Origin of the sequence: Sphingomonas phyllosphaerae, assembly GCF_036946485.1 — a bacterium.
Lineage (GTDB): Bacteria > Pseudomonadota > Alphaproteobacteria > Sphingomonadales > Sphingomonadaceae > Sphingomonas > Sphingomonas phyllosphaerae_E.
In genome coordinates this window covers 304,102-321,236 of record NZ_JAQIJA010000005.1, presented here as the reverse complement: position 1 = coordinate 321,236, position 17,135 = coordinate 304,102, and the positions used below count along the sequence as shown (strand labels likewise).

Below are 17,135 nucleotides of genomic sequence, written 5' to 3'. Positions count from 1 at the left end.
AAGAACAGGACGGACATGACCGACAACGCCACCCCTGCCGACGACCTTCGCGAAGAAACCGCCGAGGCCGCCCCCGAGGTCGCGGAGCACGACGCCGCCGCGACGCGCATCGCCGAGCTGGAAGAGCAACTCGCCGCCGCGCGTCAGGAGACGCTGTACGCGCAGGCCGATATCCAGAACGTCCGCCGCCGCGCCGAAAAGGATGCCGCCGATGCGCGCGCCTATGCCGCGACCGGCTTCGCGCGCGACGTGCTGTCGGTGGCCGACAATCTCGAGCGCGCGCTGGCCGCGATCCCCGCCGCGCTGCGCGAGGACGAGAAGTTCAAGGGGCTGGTCACGGGGCTGGAGGCGACAGGGCGCGAGCTGGCGAGCGTGTTCGGCCGTCACGGGCTGACCAAGATCGACGCGATGGGGCAGCCGCTCGACCCGAACAAGCATCAGGCGATGATGGAAGTGCCGAGCGACGCTGCGCCGGGCACGATCGTGCAGGAGATGCAGTCGGGCTGGATGATCAAGGACCGCCTGCTGCGCCCGGCGCTGGTCGGCGTCGCGAAGAAGCCGGACTGATCAGATACACCACGTCATCCCGGGCTCGACCCGGGATCCCGCTTCTTCCTTCTTCCGAGCGCGGCGAGAAAGCGGGGCCCCGGATCACGTCCGGGGCGACGATGTCGGGCGGTTGTCATCCCCGCCGCCGGGCGAATGACGTTCGGCAGATTGCCACGGCAGGGTAAGAAAAAGGGCGGGTCGCGATCCTCTCGCGCCCGCCCTTTTTCTTGGCCCAAGCCGCCGCGGCTCAGTCGAGTCGGCGCGCCAGCTCGACGTTCAGCCCCAGCGCGATCAGCGTGCCGAGCGCGCCCGACAGCAGATAGCCGCCCGCCGCGACCAGCCCGAACGCCTGCGTCAGCGCCAGCGCGGCGAGCGGCGCGAAGCCCGCGCCGAACAGCCACGCCAGATCGGAGGTCAGCGCCGCGCCGGTGTAGCGCGCGCGCTTCGGAAAGTTGCTGGTCACCGCGCCCGACGACTGGCCGAACGAGATGCCGAGCAGCAGGAAGCCCATCACCATGAACAGGATCTCGCCCGCGCGCCCGCCGTTCAGCAGCTGCGGCGCGAAGCCGCTAAACGCCGCGATCCCGGCGGCGGTATAGCCGAGCACGCTGCGCCGCCCAATCCGGTCGGCGAGCAGCCCCGACAGCACGATCGCGCCCAGCCCGACGACGCCGCCCAGCACCTCGATCATCAGGAAGGTCGAGATGTCCTCGCGCGTATAGAGCGCCACCCAGGACAGCGGGAACACCGTCACCATGTGGAACAGCGCGAAGCTCGCCAGCGGCGCGAACGCCCCGATGATGATGTTGCGCCACTGCGCCTTGACGGTCGCGGTGACGCGCGACGGGGTCAGCTCGCGGCTGTGGAACAGCTCGCTATATTCCGGCGTGACGACGATGCGCAGCCGCGCGAACAGCGCCACGACGTTGAGCGCGAACGCCACGAAGAACGGATAGCGCCAGCCCCAGGAGATGAAGTCCTCGGCCGGCAGCACCGACAGGAAGAAGGCGAACAAGGCGCTCGCCACGATCAGCCCGAGCGGCGCGCCGAGCTGCGGGACCATCGCCCACCAGCCGCGCTTCTTCTCCGGCGCGTTGAGCGCCAGCAGCGACGGCAGCCCGTCCCAGGCGCCGCCCAGCGCAATCCCTTGACCGACCCGGAACAGCGCCAGCAGCACCGCCGAAGAGGTGCCGATCGTCGCATAGCCGGGCAGGAAGGCGACCAGCACCGTCGAGGTGCCGAGCAGGAACAGCGCGATCGTCAGCTTGGTGCCGCGGCCGTAGCGGCGGTCGAGCTTCATGAAGATCTGCGTCCCGATCGGTCGCGCGATGAACGCCAGCGGGAACAGCGCGAACGACCACAAGGTGGCGGCGATCGGCTGCATGTACGGGAAGATCACCGCCGGGAAGACGAGCACCGAGGCGATCGCGTAGACGAAGAAGTCGAAGAATTCGGACGTGCGCCCGATGATCACGCCGATCGCAATTTCCCCGGGGCGCACATCGTGATCCCCTTTGCTATGAAGGGCGCGAGCATCCTGCTCTAGCGACGTGGACGAAGCGGTGGCCATATTCATTCCCGATCGGTCGGACGGACGGTTTCCGGCGACGCCCTACCCTAAACCATTCGGCGCGTGGATGGGACAAAATGTCCTATTCCGCTGCGCCGCAGCAAAGCCTAGCTCGCGCCGCATGACCCGTCGTCCCGCCCGACGTGCGCCCGTTCGCACGCCCTTCGTCCGTCACCTCGCCGCCGCGGCCGTGCTGGCCGCGCTCGGCGGGTGCAACACCGTCGTGATGCGCCCCGCCGGCGATGTTGCGGTGCAGGAATCCAGCCTGATCGTGTGGTCGGTGGTGCTGATGCTGCTGATCATCGTGCCGGTCATGGCATTGGTGGTGCTGTTCGCGTGGCGCTATCGCGAGTCGAACACCGAGGCGAGCTACGAACCCGACTGGGATCACTCGACCGGGCTGGAGCTGGTGATCTGGTCCGCGCCGCTGCTCATCATCATCGCGCTGGGTGCGCTGACCTGGGTCGGTACGCACACGCTCGATCCGTATCGCCCGCTGGCGCGCACCGCGCCGGGCAAGCCGGTGGCGGCGAACGTCAAGCCGCTGGAGGTGCAGGTCGTCTCGCTCGATTGGAAGTGGCTGTTCATCTATCCCGAACAGGGCGTGGCGACGGTCAACGAGCTGGTCGTGCCGGTCGATCGTCCGGTGAAGTTCACGATGACCTCGTCGAGCGTCATGAACGCGCTGTGGGTGCCGGCGATGGCGGGCATGATCTACACGATGCCGGGGATGGAGACGGTGCTGCACGGCGTGCTGAACCGCACCGGCAAGTTCGAGGGCCGATCGGGCAATTATTCGGGCGCCGGCTTCTCGCACATGACCTTCTGGACGCATTCGGTCACGCCGGCGCGCTTCGACGAGTGGGTCGCGGGCGTGAAGCGCAACCGCTGGCGGCTCGACAACGCCACCTATCTGAAGCTGGCCAAGCCGAGCGAGAAGGTGCGTCCGATCGGCTTCTCCGCCGTCGATCCGGCCTTGTTCAAGCGCATCGTCGCGATGTGCACGAAGCCGGGCACCAACTGCATGGAGAATATGTCGCATGCCGGCCCGGCGGTGAACGACCGTCCGCAGCGCACCGACGAACCCGAAGGCGCACTGACCCGCGATCCGTCGCAGAAGGGCGAGAGCCCGCACTCGACCGCGCCGCAGGGCGCGGCACCGGGATCGAACGATCCGGGTGCAGGAAACCGCGACATGACCAAGCTCGATCTGCCCGCGCTGCGGCGCGCCAACGCCTCCAAGGAGGCTTGAGGACATTATGTCGGACGACCTCATCAAGACGATCTTCGGGCGGCTGACGCTCGAGAGCTTTCCGATCCACGAGCCGATTCTCGTCGGGACCTTCATCATGGTCGCGATCGGCGGGGCCGCGGTGCTGGGCGCGCTCACCTATTTCAAGCTGTGGGGCTATCTCTGGAAGGAGTGGTTCACGAGCGTCGATCACAAGAAGATCGGCATCATGTACATCGTGCTGGCGCTGGTCATGTTCCTGCGCGGCTTTGCCGACGCGCTGATGATGCGCGCGCAGCAGGCAATGGCGTTCAACGGCAGCGACGGCTTCCTGCCCGCGCACCATTATGACCAGGTGTTCACCGCGCACGGCGTGATCATGATCTTCTTCGTGGCGATGCCGTTCGTCACGGGCCTCATGAACTATGTCGTGCCGCTCCAGATCGGCGCGCGCGACGTCAGCTTCCCGTTCCTGAACAACTTCAGCTTCTGGATGACGGTCAGCGGCGCGGTCACGGTGATGATGAGCCTGTTCGTCGGCGAGTTCGCGCGGACCGGCTGGCTGGCGATGGCGCCGCTTTCGGGGCTCGACTATTCGCCCGATGTCGGCGTCGACTATTACATTTGGGCGTTGCAGATCGCGGGCGTCGGGACGTTGCTGTCGGGCGTCAACCTGCTCGCGACGATCATCAAGATGCGCGCACCGGGCATGAGCCTGATGCAGATGCCGATCTTCACCTGGTCGGCGCTGGTGACGAACGTCCTGATCGTCGCGGCCTTCCCGGTGCTGACCGCGGTGCTCGCGATGCTCAGCCTCGACCGCTATGTCGGCACCAACTTCTTCACGAACACCGGCGGCGGCAACCCGATGATGTACGTGAACATGATCTGGATCTGGGGTCACCCGGAGGTGTACATCCTGATCCTGCCCGCGTTCGGCGTGTTCTCGGAGGTCGTCTCGACCTTCTCGGGCAAGCGGCTGTTCGGCTATACGTCGATGGTCTACGCGCTGATCGTCATCTGCATCCTGTCGTATCTGGTGTGGCTGCACCACTTCTTCACGATGGGCTCAGGCGCGAGCGTCAACAGCTTCTTTGGCATCACGACGATGATCATCTCGATCCCGACGGGCGCGAAGATCTTCAACTGGCTGTTCACGATGTACCGCGGGCGGATCCGCTTCGAGCTGCCGATGATGTGGGCGGTCGCGTTCATGCTGACGTTCGTGATCGGCGGGATGACCGGCGTCATGCTGGCGGTGCCTCCGGCCGACTTCCAGTTCCACAACTCGCTGTTCCTGATCGCGCACTTCCACAACGTCATCATCGGCGGCGTGCTGTTCGGGATGTTCGCGGGCGTGAATTACTGGTGGCCCAAGGCGTTCGGGTTCAAGCTCGACAAGTTCTGGGGCACGATCAGCTTCTGGTGCTGGGTCGTCGGCTTCTGGGTCGCATTCACCCCGCTCTACGTGCTGGGGCTGATGGGCGTCACCCGCCGCCTGCGCGCCTTCGAGGACCCGAGCCTGCAGATCTGGTTCGTGATCGCCGCGATCGGTGCGCTGATCATCGCCGCCGGGATCGGCGCCATGCTGATGCAATTCTACGTCAGCATCCGCGACCGCGAGAAGCTGCGTGACGTCACGGGCGATCCGTGGAACGGGCGCACGCTGGAATGGGCAACCTCGTCGCCGCCGCCGGCCTATAACTTCGCCTTCTCGCCGGTCGTCCACGATCTCGACGCGTGGCACGACATGAAGTCGAAGAAGGCCGAGCGTCCGACCACCGGGTTCCGCGCGATCCACATGCCGAAGAACACCGGCGCCGGGGTGATCCTCGCCGGGCTGTCGACGGTCTTCGGCGTGGCGATGATCTGGTACATCTGGTGGCTGGCGGCGGTGGCGTTCGTCGCGCTGATCGCGACCGCGATCGGGCACACCTTCAACTATGACCGCGACTTCCACATTCCCGCCGAGGATGTCGTCAACAGCGAGGATGCGCGCACCCGCGCGCTCCAGCAGGCGGGGGTGTGAGCGAGATGAGCACGACGACGCAGACGGCCCCGGGCACCGAGGCACCGTCCTATTACGATCTGGACGAGCACGAGCATCCGCCCGGCGCCAGCACGATGCTGGGGTTCTGGCTGTACCTGATGAGCGACTGCCTCATCTTCGCGATGCTGTTCGCGGCGTACGGCGTGTACGGCGGCAGCTATGCCGGCGGGCCGGGGCCCAAGGAGCTGTTCGAGCTGCCGCTGGTCGCGGTGAACACGACCGCGCTGCTGCTGTCGTCGATCACCTACGGCTTTGCGATGATCAACGCCGACGAGCAGAACAAGGCGGCGACCTTGCGCTGGCTCGCGATCACCGGCGTTTTCGGCGCGGCGTTCCTGTCGATCGAGCTGTATGAGTTCAGCAATTTGATCCACGAGGGCGCGGGTCCGTGGCGCTCGGCGTTCCTGTCGTCCTTCTTCACGCTGGTCGGCACGCACGGGCTGCACGTCACCTTCGGCATCATCTGGCTGGTGACGCTGATGGTGCAGGTCGCGCGCCGCGGGCTGGAGCCCGCCAATCTGCGCCGCCTGCAATGCCTGTCGCTGTTCTGGCACTTCCTCGACGTCATCTGGATTGGCGTCTTCACCTTCGTCTATCTGCTGGGAGTGCTCCGCTGATGAGCGCCGATACGCACGGTCACGGTCAGACCCAAAGCCACGATCACGGGCACGGGCACGGCCACCACGACGCGCACGACCATCACGGCGGCGCCGCGCACGGCTCCCGCCGTGAATATTGGATCGGCTTCCTCCTCTCGGTGCTGCTCACCGCGCCGGCCTTCGGGCTGGTGATGACCGGTGTGATCTCCGATCCGCGCGTCACCGCCGGGATCGTGATGGCGCTGGCGATGGTGCAGATCGTGGTGCACATGATCTACTTCCTGCACATGAACACCAAGTCCGAGAACGGCTGGACGATGCTGGCGCTGATCTTCACCGCGATCATCGTGCTGATCGTGATCGCCGGGTCGCTGTGGGTCATGTACCACATGAACCTCAACATGATGCCGGGCATGGGCGGAGAGATGTCGAGCGGCGGCATGTGATGCGCGCGCGCTGGGTTCTTGCCGGCGTCGCGCTGCTGATGGCGGCGGTGCTGGCGGGGCTCGGCGTCTGGCAGGTCGAGCGGCGCGCGTGGAAGCTTGCGCTGATCGACCGGGTCGAGGCGCGGCTCGCCGCCCCGGCGCAGCCCGCCCCGCCGCGTGCACGCTGGGCGACGATCACCGATGATGACGCCTATGCCCGCGTCATCGCCGCCGGCACGTGGCGCGCGGCCCCGCCGGTGTTCACGCAGGCGGTCACCGATTTCGGCGCGGGCTATTGGGTGCTTTCCCCGCTCGACACGGCTGGGGGCACGATCCTCGTCAATCGCGGCTTCGTGCCGAGCGGCGATCGCAAGGCGATCACAGCGCCGAGCGGCCCGGCGCGCGTCACCGGGCTGCTGCGCGTCACCGAGCCCGACGGCGGCTTCCTCCGCGACAACGATCCGGCCGACGACCGCTGGTATTCGCGCGACACCGCCGCGATCGCGCGCGCGCGCCGGCTGGGTCCGGTTGCGCCCTATTTCGTCGACGCGGAGGCGGTGCCGGGCGTGCAATGGCCGCGCGGCGGGCTGACGGTGGTGCGGTTCCGCAACAACCACTTCGTCTACGCGCTGACATGGTTCGGGCTCGCGGCGATGATGACGTATTTCGCATGGCGCATCGCGCGCGGACGTGGCGAGGCGAGCGTCTAGGCCCGGTTGCCGCTTCCCGGTCGTAACCGGGGAAGCGGCGTCGCGGCGGACATCAAGGATCGGTCACTTGATGAAATATCCCACCGTCCGCCACGCGTCACTGTCGCGAGCCATCGTCACCGTCTCGACCGCGCCCGGCTGTTTGGCGAAGTCGGTACGGAACTGCACCACCTCATAGCTGCCCTGCGAGGAGGTGGTGTGCGTCGCGCCGAGAAAGGTGCGCGATATAGGGGCGCCGAGCGGCGTGCGTACCGGTTGCACCATCGCCTCCCACTGGGCGGCGCTCAGTTGCGCCCGGAACAGCGTGGCGGCGGCGCTCCAGCTTTCAGCCCAGCGGTGTTGGTCGACCAACGTCAGCCACTTGCGAGCCGCCCCTTGCACCGCCGGATCGGACGGCTGCGCTGGTGAGCTTGGGCTCGCACCTTGTGGCGACGCTCCGGTGTTCATGATGGCGACGACGGCAAAGGCGGCGATCAAAAGCGACATGACGAACATTCCTCCACTCAGCCAGGCGAAGCGAAGCGTCCTGCCTCCTCGATCTGGCGGCGCTGCGGAAAGCATGTTCGTCGCGGCGTCGGTCACCCCTAAAGTCTCGTCCCCAAATTCTTCGGGGTACGCCTGTTCCGCTTCCGCCAGCATCCGTGCGGCTTCCCTGCTGCTGGCGACCTCCAATTTCCGGCGTGCATCGCGCAACCGCTCGTTGATGGTATGCACCGACATCCCAAGCGTCCGCGCGATCGATTTCGCGTCATGGCCCTTCAGCAGCAGCCTGAGCGTCTGCTTCTCCCGGTCGGTGAGCGTCTGGATGCGGCGTTGCATGGACCCGTCGGCGGTGATTTCGCTGTTCGTCTCCTACGACCGGCGCGCGTGCTGTTCCAGCATCGAGACGTTCTGACCAATGGCGCACCCGCCCCATTCCACCGTAAGGAGCCGAAATGCCCGCCTCTGACATCATCGCCGGAACGGGGCTGCGCGAGGACGCCGGGCGGCGCAACGTGCGGCTGTTGTCGATCCTGCGCTGGCTGGCGGTCGGCGGGCAGCTGGCGGCGATCCTGCTCGTCCATTTCGTCGTCGGCGTGCACCTGCCGCTGGTGCCGATGCTCGGCGCGGTCGCGGTGCTGGTCGCGCTCAATCTCGCGATCGGGCAGATCGTCGGGCGGCGGCCGATCACCTATGGCGCGCTGTTCGCGACGCTGCTGGTCGATGTCGCGTGCCTGACGACGCAGCTCTATCTCAGCGGCGGGGTCGCCAACCCGTTCGTCACCTTGTTCCTGCTCCAGGTCGTGATCGCCGCGCTGCTGCTGCGCGATCATGCGAGCTGGGCGATGGTCGCGCTCAGCAGCGCCTTGTTCGCGTGGCTGGCGCACGCCGCGCCGCCGTTCGCGCTGCCGCGCGGCTGGGCCTCGACGCTGTCGACGCCGTATATCGCGGGCAGCTGGTTCAATTTCACGCTCACCGCGACCTTGCTGGCGCTGTTCGTGACAAGGATCGTCCGCAACGTGTCGGAGCATGACGCGCGGCTCGCGGCGCTCCGGCAGCGTGCCGCCGAGGAGGAGCATATCGTCCGCATGGGGCTGCTCGCCAGCGGCGCGGCGCACGAACTCGGCACGCCCTTGTCGTCGATCGCGGTGATGCTGGGCGACTGGCGGCGCGAGCCCGCGATCGCCGGCTCGCCCGCGTTGCTCGCCGATCTCGACGACATGCGCACCGAGGTGACGCGCTGCAAGGACATCCTCAGCCAGGTGCTGCTCGCCTCGGGCGAGGTGCGCGGGATGGGGCCGGTGCGCACCACGCTCAAGACCTTCCTCTCGGGGATCGTCGGCGACTGGCGCGGCAAGACGCAGGTCGCCGCTGCCTACGAACATCTGATGACCGGCGATCCGCGAATCGTCGCGGACAAGGCGCTGGCGCAGACGATCACCAATTTGCTCGACAATGCGCTGGAGGCGGGTGGCCGCACGATCGCGCTGTGCGCGTGGTGGGACGGCGACCGGCTGGTGCTGTCGGTCCGCGACGACGGGCGCGGCTTCGCGCCGGCGATCCTCGAAGGGCTCGGTAAACCCTATATGAGCACCAAGGCGCGGCGCGGCGCGGGGCTGGGGCTGTTCCTCGCGGTCAACGTGCTGCGGACGCTGGGTGGTACCGTGTCCGCGCGTAATCGCGAGGGCGGCGGGGGTGAGGTGACGCTCACGCTGCCGATCGCGGCGATCTCGATCCCGGAGGAGGGCGCATGAGCGAGCGACGGCTGCTGATCGTCGAGGATGATGAGGTGTTCGCGCGGACGCTGGCGCGCTCGTTCGAGCGGCGCGGCTATCAGGTGCGCGCGATCACCGATCCCGACGATCTCGACGCGGCGGTCGCGGCGCTGAAGCCCGATCATGCGGTGGTGGACCTGCGGCTCGGCAATGCCTCCGGGCTGGCGTGCGTCGCGCGGCTCCACGCGCTGGATGCGCAGATGCGGATCGTGGTGCTGACCGGCTTCGCCAGCATCGCCACCGCGGTCGAGGCGGTGAAGCTGGGCGCGACCAATTACCTGTCGAAGCCGGCCAATTCGGACGACATCGAGGCGGCGTTCCAGGCGAGCGGCGAGGGCGATGCCAGCGTCGAGCTGGTCGCGCCGCCGACCTCGCTGCGCACTTTGGAATGGGAGCATATCCACCAGACGCTGGCGGATTGCGGGTTCAACGTCTCGGAAGCGGCGCGGCGGCTGGGGATGCATCGGCGGACGCTGGCGCGGAAGCTGGGGAAGCGGCATTTGTAGCTCCGTCGCCCCTGCGGAGGCAGGGGCCTATGTCTGTCGAATGTCGCGTCAGGTCTGACACAGGGATGTCTCTCGTGTGTCATGCTTGCCGCGGCACGACACAGACATGGGCCCCTGCCTGCGCAGGGGCGACGGTCATTGGGCGACCATCCACACCGCCATTGCGATCATCATGACATTCTCGGTCAGCGACACGAACCCCAGCGGCACGCGCGTTGCGCCGCCGACGCAGGCGCATTTCAGCTCGCGCTTGTCGATATAGACCGCCTTGAACACCGACACCGCCCCGACCGTCCCGATGAACAGCGCGACCGGCACCGACAGCCAGTTCGCGACATGCGCGGTCATTAGCACCCCCGCCAGCCCCTCGGCGAACGGATAGACATAGCCGTAGCGCACCCAGCGCTTCGCCAGCAGATCGTAGTTGAGGAACATCGTCGAGAAGGTCTCGACATCCTGCAGCTTGAGCAGCGCGAGCACGCACATGCTGAACGAGATGAACCATTCGGCGGCGCGCAGCGTCAGTGGCGTGCCGAATGCCGCCGTGCTCGCGGCGAGCGCCATCAGCGCGGTCATCGCGAACACCGCCAGCACCGGGCGATAGCTCGTCTCGCCGGGCGCGGGCACGTGGAGGCCGAAGAAGCGGCGCAGGTCGTCATAGCCGCCGACCCGCTCGCCGCCGATGAAGGTCTGGGGCGTCGTTTTCACGCCATGCTCGGCCTTGAAGGCGTCGGTTTCCTCACGGGTGCGCAGCCACTGGTCGTCGACGGTGTAGCCGCGCCGCTGCAACAGGTCCTTGGCCTTCACGCCATACGGACAGGTGTGCGTCGGCATCACCATCCGGTAGAGCGTGGCGCGTTTGTCGATCGTCGGGGTCATGCGGTGAAGATAGGCCGAGTTGCCTGCATTGCGAGCGCAGCGAGCAATCCAGTGTTCCGCGCGCCGGCACTGGATCGCGTCGCTGCGCTCGCAATGACGAAGGTGAGTTAGCGTCCCAGTATGTTTCGATAGAGCGCGATATAGTCGTCGGCCATCCGCGCGACGCTGAACCGCTCGGCGACCGCGCGACGGCACGCCGCGCGGTCGATCTCGCCCGCACGGTCGATCGCCGCGACCGCTTCCTCAGGCGTGTCGACCAGAAAGCCGGTGACGCCGTGCTCGATCAACTCGGGCATCGAGCCGCGGCGGGTGGCGATCACCGGCGTCCCGCACGCCATCGCCTCGAGCACCGACAGGCCGAACGGCTCGTCGAAATTGATGAGATGGAGCAGCGCGCGTGCCTTGCCGAGCGCTTCGACGCGCGCCTCGCCGCCGACCGCGCCGTGGTAGCGGATGCGGTCGTCGAGCGCGGGCGCGACCGACCGGTCGTGATAGCCCTGATCCTGTACGATGCCGTATAGGTTCAATGCGCGCCCTGTCGCCCGCGCCGCCGCGATCGCCTCCGCAGCGCCCTTGTCGGGGTGGAGCCGGCCGAAGAACAGCAGGTCCTCGCCGCCCGTGGCGTCGAAGCGGAAGTCGTCGAGCGGGATGCCGTGGTGGATCGTCGCGGCATAACGCAAATCGGGGTGCCGGTCGGCATCGCTGATCGCGACATAGTGCACGCGGTCCTGAAAGGGCGCGTACATCGGCAGGATGCGGTCCGACGAGAAGCCGTGAATCGTCGTCACCATCGGCGTGTCGACCAGCGGCGCGAAGGCGTGCGCGGGGAAGTCGGCCTGGTTGTGGATCAGGTCGAACCGGTCGGCCTGCGCGAACAGGTGGCTGAGATGGCGATATTCCCAGACCTTCGCGTCGATGCTGGGGTCCTCGGAATAGGGCGCGGGCACGACGCCATCCAGCGTGGCGGCGGTGATGCTGTCCAGCGTCGCGAACAGGGTGACATCGACGCCGCGTTCGACCAGCGCCTCGGTGAGCAGATGCGTCACCAGCTCCCATGGCCCGTAATGGCGCGGCGGGGTGCGCCACGCGATCGGGGCGAGCATGGCGATCTTCATCGGCGGTGATCCTGTCGTTCGAAAGATCCCGGCGAAGACGGCCGGCGCTGTCGCTGCTTCGAATTGACCCGGAGTCGCTCGTCCGGGGTGAGGGATATGATTATGCCCCCACCGCCTCCAGCAGTCCGGCGAACATCCGCTTGCCGTCGTCGCCGCCGTGCGCGGGTTCGATGCGGCGTTCGGGGTGCGGCATCATGCCGAGCACGTTGCCGTCGGCGCTGACGATCCCGGCGATGTCGCGCGCGCTGCCGTTGACCGGCTCGGCATAGCGGAACGCGACCTGGCCTTCGCCCTCCAGACGGTCGAGCGTTGCGGGGTCGGCGACGTAATTGCCGTCATGGTGCGCGACCGGGAAGCGGACCTGCTCGCCGGCCGAATAGCCGCGCGTGAAGACGGTGCCGCTATTCTCGACGGTCAGCGCCACGTCGCGGCAGACGAAGTTGAGCCCGGCGTTGCGCATCAGGGCGCCGGGCAGCAGCCCGGCCTCTGTCAGCACCTGAAAGCCGTTGCAGACGCCCAGCACCTTCAGCCCGCGCGCGGCCTGTTCGCGCACCGCGGTCATGATCGGCGAGCGCGCGGCCAGCGCGCCGGAGCGCAGATAGTCGCCGTAGGAGAAGCCGCCGGGCACCGCGACCACGCCGATCCCGGCGGGCAGTTCGGTGTCGCGGTGCCACACCATGTGCGGCGTGGTCCCCGTCGCCTGTTCCAGCGCCACCGCGATGTCGCGGTCGCAGTTGGAGCCGGGGAAGACGATGACCGCGGTCTTCACGCGCGCTCGATCCGGTAATTTTCGATGACGGTGTTGGCGAGCAACTGCCGGCACATCGCGTCGACGTCCGCATCGGCGGTGTCGTCGGCAACCTCCAGCTCGATCAGCTTGCCGACCCGCGCGCTGTCGACGCCCGAGAAGCCGAGCCCCGAAAGGGCGTGTTCGATCGCCTTGCCCTGCGGGTCGAGCACGCCGGGCTTGAGCGTCACGTAGATGCGAAGTTTCATGGCCGCGCGCTATGCCCCGGCGCGCGCGCCGGGGCAAGCGTGGCGGTTACTTGCCGCGGCTCTTGCGATGCTCTTCGAGGTCGAGCACCGCGGTGTCGCCGCCCTCTGGCAGCAGGCCGAGCCGGCGCGCGACCTCCTGATAGGCCTCGACCTCGCCGCCCATGTCGCGGCGGAAGCGGTCCTTGTCGAGCTTCTCGTTCGAGGCCATGTCCCACAGCCGGCAGCCGTCCGGGCTGATCTCGTCGGCGAGGATGATCCGGCCGTAGTCATTGTCCCAGATGCGGCCGAACTCGAGCTTGAAGTCGACCAGCCGGATCCCGACGCCCGCGAACAGTCCCGACAGGAAGTCGTTCACGCGAATCGCCAGATCGGCGATGTCGTGCATCTCTTCCTGGCTGGCCCAGCCGAACGCCGCGATATGCTCGTCGGAGATCATCGGATCGCCGAGCGCATCGTCCTTGTAATAATATTCGAGGATCGTGCGCGGCAGCTTCACGCCTTCCTCGATCCCGAGCCGCTTGCTGATCGAGCCGGCGGCGACGTTGCGGACGACGACTTCGATCGGCACGATCTCGACCTGCCGGATCAGCTGCTCGCGCATGTTGAGGCGGCGGATGAAGTGCGTCGGCACGCCGATATGATCGAGCAGGGTGAAGATATGCTCGGAGATGCGGTTGTTGAGCACGCCCTTGCCGTTGATCGTGCCCTTTTTCTGGGCGTTGAAGGCGGTGGCGTCGTCCTTGAAATACTGGATCAGCGTGCCGGGCTCGGGACCCTCGTAGAGGATCTTCGCCTTGCCTTCGTAGATCTGCCGCCTGCGTGCCATGCTTGCCCTCGAAAAGAAGCGCCCCGGCGGCGCGGGTTTGCGGACGGCCGGGGCGGGGAATCAGCCGCGGCTATAGGGGAAGGGGGCGGTGGCTGCAAATCAGGCGGATCAGTCACTCGCCTCCGGCCCGCGCAGCCACCGCCAAAGCCTGCGTCCGCGCCACCGCCAGCTTAACCAAAGCACGGCGATAGCGAGCAAAGGCGCGAAAAGGATCGCGATCGCCTGGAGCACGAACGACACCGTCGCCTCGACCGATGCGAGCGCGGTATCGGCGGCGCGCATCAGTGGCGTGGTGGCGTGCAAACTGCGGATCGAGGCGCCCGCGCGATAGGTGAAGGTGAGCGGCGTCGAGGCGAGCAGTGCGCGTTGGCCTCTCACGTTAGCGGCAAGGTCACGGCGCTGCGACTCCAGCGCGGCCCGTTGCTGCGTCAATTCGGCGCGCTGTCGATCCGATCGACTCGCCGAAATCTGTCGATCCAGTGCCTTGCCGTCCTGCGCGAGCGTCGACGCGCTCGATTCTGCGGCGGCGATTTCCGTGCCGACATCGGTGCCCTTGATCGCGGCGCTCGACAACATGCCGTCCGCCGCCTCGACGGCGTGCGTGCCTTCGCGGCCGAAGGCGCGGGCGAGGGGCGGCGCGAGCTTCACCTCCAGCGAAGCGTCGACATCGTCCGGACCGCGAACGTTGTAGGTCATGCCGGTGATGCGACATTTGTCGATGCCCAGCCGCTCGCAGGCTTGCGCGTGCAACTCCTGCACGCGGCTGATGTTCGCGGATGGCAGGGTGTAGAGATAGGCGTAGGAGAAGGCGACGCCCGGCGCGGCGGTCACGTTGATGTTGGGCTCGTCGCTGGCGCTATCGGGTGCCTTGCCGCACCCCGACAGTAGCGCGACGACGAGAAGACCTGACAGGTGCCGCATCCGTTTATCTCCCCCTCTGTTAGTAGGAGAATGATCCTCGCTGAAAGGCGATGTCAACGGTCGGCAGCGAACGCTTTCGCGATCAACCGCTTTGTCTCCGCCCATGCCGCGGTGTCCGGCGTGACCAGTTCGACGTGGCCGGTGTCCGGCACTTCATGCAGCGTCGCGGAGTCGCCGGCGGCGCGTGCCCGCGCGACATAGTCGGTCGCCATGCGGAACGGGATGATGCGGTCGGCGCGGCCGTTGACGAGGTCCTGCGGCACGCCCAGCGGGAAGAGGCGAGGGACAGAGGTGTCGGGGTAAGGATCGGCGCGGCCGGTGCCGACCAGCTTCGCGACCACCTCCGTGCCGCAGCCATTGTCGGGGCTGGCGGCGGTGGCTTCGAGATCGGGGAGGCCGCCGAGGCTGATGACGTGCGCGATCCTTAGCGGGTCGGGAGTAGCGAGCGGGCTGGTCGCGGGAAGGCGCGGGCGGGCGGCGAGCCACAGCGCGAGATGCCCGCCTGCGGAATGGCCGACCGCGACGACGTGCGACGCATCCAGCCCGAAGCGCGCGGCGTGGGTGCGCAGCGCGTCGGCTGCGGCCGCGGCGTCGGCGAAGGTGCCGGGATAGCCGCCGCCGCTGCGGTCGACGCCGCGATAATCGATGTTCCACACCGCATAGCCGCTGCGGCGCAGGTCGTCGGCGACCCAGTCCATCAGCCGGCGGTCGGCAATCTCGGTCTGCCAGCAGCCGCCGTGCACCATCAGCACGGTTCGATGCGGCCCCGGCCCGGCGGGCAGCCAGACGTCGACCTTCTGCATTGCGTCGCTGCCGTAAGCGATCGTCGCATCGGGCGTTGCGCGAGGGCGGGCGGAGAGGTCGGCCCAAGTGAGCGGCTTCGACGGCATCGCGGTCGTACATGCCGTGGCGAGCGACGCCGCGGCAAGCGCGATCAGCCGCTGCGCTCGCGCCACAAGGCGGGCAATGCGAGCATGGCGATTCCTGCGAGGGCGATGGCGGTCTTCAGCCATGTCGCGAACGGTCCGTGGGTCTGGTCGACATAATAGACCGCATAGACGATCGCGACGTGCCAGACATAGACGTGCAGCGAATGCCGCCCGAGCAGGCGCAGGAAAGAGAGCGAGAACAAGCCGCGCGCCACCTCGGCAATGCGCCGCACGCCCGGGCGGGCGTGATCCTTGCCGGCGATCAGCAGCCACGTCAGCCCGACGGTCGCGGTGAGGAAGTTGATGAGGTAGATCGGCCCGAAGTCGCCGCGAATGCCGAGCAGGTCGATCTTCTCGATCAGCCATTGCGGCAGCATCCCATAGGCGCTGAGCAGCCGCAGCGGCGCGAAGAACAGGCAGACCGCCAGCGCGACCTTCGCGGGCGTGGCGACGTCGGCGCGGAACACGCGCTGCCAGTCGACGCGTCCGGCGGCGGTCAGTGCGCCCGCGATCACGCCTGAGAAGAACACCAACTGCCAGCCGAGCAGGTTGAAGCTGGCGCGCAGCCCCTGTCCGTCATCGGCGGTCACCCACTGGCCGACCGGATCGGTGACGAAGCGCTGCATCGCCAATTGCCCCGCGATCCACAGAATGACCGACGCGGTCGCGACCGGCACGACGCGCCCGTCGAGGCACCAGCGCACCAGCGGCGGCGCGACGAGCATGTACAGGACATATTGCGGAAGGATGTCCATGACGGTCGGCTGGAACAGGAAGGTCGCGATCGCCGCGAGCCGCAGCGGGTCGCCGGTCAGGCTGGTATGGCCGAGCCAATTGCCCCACGCCTGTGGCGCGCCGGGCAGCAGCGCGCGCGCGACCAGCACCGCGATGACGATCCCCATCGCGTAACGGTAGAGCTGGAAGGCGCGCCGCCACACCTGCCCGCGCCCCTCGTCATACCCCAGCTTGAGCATCTTGCGGCCATAGACCAGCCCGATCATCAGCCCGGACAGGAACACGAAGCCCTGCGCATCCTCGACGAACGCCAGCTTGTTGTGATTGACGTTCTGCATCCAATACCCGCCCGTGAAGACGAGGTGGTTGATGAGCATGAAGACGAGGAAGAAACCGCGGAGCCCGTCGATCAATCCGTAACGTGGCAAGCGGCGGGCTCCATGGCGGTTTCCGGGAACGGCGGGATGCAGCTGCGGTGCAGTGCAGCATGATGGTGATAGCGGTTCGTATCGCCGGCGCGAACCCGTCGCGCACGCCCTGCCGCTTTTTCGCGCCGCTGCGTCCCGGTTAACCTCCGTCATCCCGGACTTGATCCGGGATCCCGCTTCTTAGGACGGCCGCGCAGAAGAAGCGGGGCCCCGGATCAAGTCCGGGGCGACGAGGGGAGATGGTCGTATCGTAAAGGCTGCCTCGTCCACGGCGCGGCGAATTGCCGGCGCTGGAGCCGCGCCATGCCCGCCAGGGTGCGCTGGACGAAGCGGTGAATGCTGCGGGAGAGCTGCCGGTGATGGGCGACGTAGACCTGGCTTTCGAACTCGGCGTTCATGTCCATGCTCCTT

The 17,135-nt window shown here is 67.4% G+C and carries 19 protein-coding genes; 8 read left to right on the top strand and 11 right to left on the bottom strand.

Translation table 11 applies throughout. The features are described 5' to 3' along the window. Positions 1-15 precede the first annotated feature (15 nt). Positions 16-567: a nucleotide exchange factor GrpE gene (grpE, locus tag PGN16_RS10090; RefSeq protein WP_335309266.1), complete on the top strand. Its 552-nt coding sequence runs from the start codon at positions 16-18 to the stop codon at positions 565-567. Positions 568-796: 229 nt separating this feature from the next. Here the strand turns inward: grpE and PGN16_RS10085 are convergent, their stop codons facing one another. Next, a complete protein-coding gene (locus tag PGN16_RS10085; RefSeq protein ID WP_335309265.1) occupies positions 797-2,125 on the bottom strand; it encodes an MFS transporter in 1,329 nt (442 codons plus the stop codon). 115 nt (positions 2,126-2,240) lie between these two features. Between PGN16_RS10085 and cyoA the strand changes: the two genes are divergently transcribed. Genes cyoA through PGN16_RS10060 form a run of 5 tightly spaced genes read left to right on the top strand, consistent with a single transcriptional unit; the run spans position 2,241 to position 7,134 of the window. After that, entirely contained in the window at positions 2,241-3,371 is a 1,131-nt protein-coding gene (cyoA, locus tag PGN16_RS10080) for a ubiquinol oxidase subunit II (protein WP_335309264.1), read from the top strand. A 7-nt stretch (positions 3,372-3,378) separates the two neighbouring features. Beyond that, positions 3,379-5,379 (top strand): cytochrome o ubiquinol oxidase subunit I, encoded by a 2,001-nt coding sequence (cyoB, locus tag PGN16_RS10075; RefSeq protein ID WP_335309263.1) that lies wholly within the window; start codon positions 3,379-3,381, stop codon positions 5,377-5,379. 5 nt (positions 5,380-5,384) lie between these two features. Next, positions 5,385-6,017 (top strand): cytochrome o ubiquinol oxidase subunit III, encoded by a 633-nt coding sequence (gene cyoC, locus PGN16_RS10070; RefSeq protein WP_184038887.1) that lies wholly within the window; start codon positions 5,385-5,387, stop codon positions 6,015-6,017. Next, complete coding sequence (gene cyoD / locus PGN16_RS10065; protein ID WP_335309262.1) at positions 6,017-6,445, top strand: cytochrome o ubiquinol oxidase subunit IV; 429 nt, start codon at positions 6,017-6,019, stop codon at positions 6,443-6,445. Before cyoC ends, cyoD begins: the two co-directional genes overlap by 1 nt. Then, complete coding sequence (locus tag PGN16_RS10060; RefSeq protein WP_335309261.1) at positions 6,445-7,134, top strand: SURF1 family protein; 690 nt, start codon at positions 6,445-6,447, stop codon at positions 7,132-7,134. The genes cyoD and PGN16_RS10060 overlap by 1 nt, the downstream gene beginning before the upstream one ends. Positions 7,135-7,197: 63 nt before the next feature. Here the strand turns inward: PGN16_RS10060 and PGN16_RS10055 are convergent, their stop codons facing one another. Continuing rightward, a complete protein-coding gene (locus PGN16_RS10055) occupies positions 7,198-7,953 on the bottom strand; it encodes a DUF4019 domain-containing protein (RefSeq protein ID WP_335309260.1) in 756 nt (251 codons plus the stop codon). Positions 7,954-8,069: 116 nt separating this feature from the next. On the opposite strand from PGN16_RS10055, the gene PGN16_RS10050 reads away from it, so the two are divergent. Together PGN16_RS10050 and PGN16_RS10045 are read left to right on the top strand one after the other, a co-directional pair. Then, a complete protein-coding gene (locus tag PGN16_RS10050) occupies positions 8,070-9,368 on the top strand; it encodes an ATP-binding protein (protein ID WP_335309258.1) in 1,299 nt (432 codons plus the stop codon). After that, the gene (locus tag PGN16_RS10045) at positions 9,365-9,895 is read left to right on the top strand and encodes a response regulator transcription factor (protein ID WP_335309257.1); all 531 of its coding nucleotides are present in this window, start codon (positions 9,365-9,367) and stop codon (positions 9,893-9,895) included. Before PGN16_RS10050 ends, PGN16_RS10045 begins: the two co-directional genes overlap by 4 nt. Before the next feature lie 135 nt (positions 9,896-10,030). Here PGN16_RS10045 and PGN16_RS10040 read toward each other — a convergent pair whose 3' ends face one another. The 9 genes from PGN16_RS10040 to PGN16_RS10000 form a co-directional block, all read right to left on the bottom strand. Beyond that, positions 10,031-10,774: a glutaredoxin gene (locus PGN16_RS10040; protein ID WP_335309256.1), complete on the bottom strand. Its 744-nt coding sequence runs from the start codon at positions 10,772-10,774 to the stop codon at positions 10,031-10,033. Positions 10,775-10,881: 107 nt separating this feature from the next. Continuing rightward, positions 10,882-11,889, bottom strand: a complete 1,008-nt coding sequence (locus PGN16_RS10035; RefSeq protein ID WP_335309255.1) for a glycosyltransferase family 4 protein — start codon at positions 11,887-11,889, stop codon at positions 10,882-10,884. 100 nt (positions 11,890-11,989) lie between these two features. Next, positions 11,990-12,658, bottom strand: coding sequence for a phosphoribosylformylglycinamidine synthase subunit PurQ (gene purQ / locus PGN16_RS10030; RefSeq protein WP_335309254.1), 669 nt, complete (start codon positions 12,656-12,658; stop codon positions 11,990-11,992). Next, on the bottom strand, positions 12,655-12,885 hold the full coding sequence (purS, locus tag PGN16_RS10025; protein ID WP_028967004.1) for a phosphoribosylformylglycinamidine synthase subunit PurS: 231 nt from the start codon (positions 12,883-12,885) through the stop codon (positions 12,655-12,657). Before purS ends, purQ begins: the two co-directional genes overlap by 4 nt. 46 nt (positions 12,886-12,931) lie before the next feature. After that, complete coding sequence (purC, locus tag PGN16_RS10020) at positions 12,932-13,711, bottom strand: phosphoribosylaminoimidazolesuccinocarboxamide synthase (protein WP_028967003.1); 780 nt, start codon at positions 13,709-13,711, stop codon at positions 12,932-12,934. A 108-nt stretch (positions 13,712-13,819) separates the two neighbouring features. After that, entirely contained in the window at positions 13,820-14,542 is a 723-nt protein-coding gene (locus PGN16_RS10015; protein WP_335309253.1) for a hypothetical protein, read from the bottom strand. A gap of 143 nt (positions 14,543-14,685) precedes the next feature. Further along, entirely contained in the window at positions 14,686-15,588 is a 903-nt protein-coding gene (locus tag PGN16_RS10010; protein WP_335309252.1) for an alpha/beta hydrolase, read from the bottom strand. Further along, entirely contained in the window at positions 15,567-16,709 is a 1,143-nt protein-coding gene (locus tag PGN16_RS10005) for an OpgC family protein (protein WP_335309251.1), read from the bottom strand. The genes PGN16_RS10010 and PGN16_RS10005 overlap by 22 nt, the downstream gene beginning before the upstream one ends. Positions 16,710-16,939: 230 nt before the next feature. Beyond that, positions 16,940-17,122 carry a hypothetical protein gene (locus tag PGN16_RS10000; protein ID WP_335309250.1) on the bottom strand — a complete coding sequence of 61 codons (183 nt, stop codon included), beginning with the start codon at positions 17,120-17,122 and terminating at the stop codon, positions 16,940-16,942. Positions 17,123-17,135: the final 13 nt, after the last annotated feature.

Coding starts and splice junctions, on each gene's coding strand:
- PGN16_RS10050 (WP_335309258.1), top strand. CDS start 8,070: ATGCCCGCCTCTGACATCATCGCCGGAACGGGGCTGCGCGAGGACGCC.
- PGN16_RS10060 (WP_335309261.1), top strand. CDS start 6,445: ATGCGCGCGCGCTGGGTTCTTGCCGGCGTCGCGCTGCTGATGGCGGCG.
- PGN16_RS10055 (WP_335309260.1), bottom strand. CDS start 7,953: ATGCAACGCCGCATCCAGACGCTCACCGACCGGGAGAAGCAGACGCTC.
- grpE (WP_335309266.1), top strand. CDS start 16: ATGACCGACAACGCCACCCCTGCCGACGACCTTCGCGAAGAAACCGCC.
- PGN16_RS10000 (WP_335309250.1), bottom strand. CDS start 17,122: ATGAACGCCGAGTTCGAAAGCCAGGTCTACGTCGCCCATCACCGGCAG.
- cyoB (WP_335309263.1), top strand. CDS start 3,379: ATGTCGGACGACCTCATCAAGACGATCTTCGGGCGGCTGACGCTCGAG.
- purS (WP_028967004.1), bottom strand. CDS start 12,885: ATGAAACTTCGCATCTACGTGACGCTCAAGCCCGGCGTGCTCGACCCG.
- cyoC (WP_184038887.1), top strand. CDS start 5,385: ATGAGCACGACGACGCAGACGGCCCCGGGCACCGAGGCACCGTCCTAT.
- PGN16_RS10040 (WP_335309256.1), bottom strand. CDS start 10,774: ATGACCCCGACGATCGACAAACGCGCCACGCTCTACCGGATGGTGATG.
- PGN16_RS10045 (WP_335309257.1), top strand. CDS start 9,365: ATGAGCGAGCGACGGCTGCTGATCGTCGAGGATGATGAGGTGTTCGCG.
- cyoA (WP_335309264.1), top strand. CDS start 2,241: ATGACCCGTCGTCCCGCCCGACGTGCGCCCGTTCGCACGCCCTTCGTC.
- PGN16_RS10035 (WP_335309255.1), bottom strand. CDS start 11,889: ATGAAGATCGCCATGCTCGCCCCGATCGCGTGGCGCACCCCGCCGCGC.
- cyoD (WP_335309262.1), top strand. CDS start 6,017: ATGAGCGCCGATACGCACGGTCACGGTCAGACCCAAAGCCACGATCAC.
- purC (WP_028967003.1), bottom strand. CDS start 13,711: ATGGCACGCAGGCGGCAGATCTACGAAGGCAAGGCGAAGATCCTCTAC.
- PGN16_RS10085 (WP_335309265.1), bottom strand. CDS start 2,125: ATGAATATGGCCACCGCTTCGTCCACGTCGCTAGAGCAGGATGCTCGC.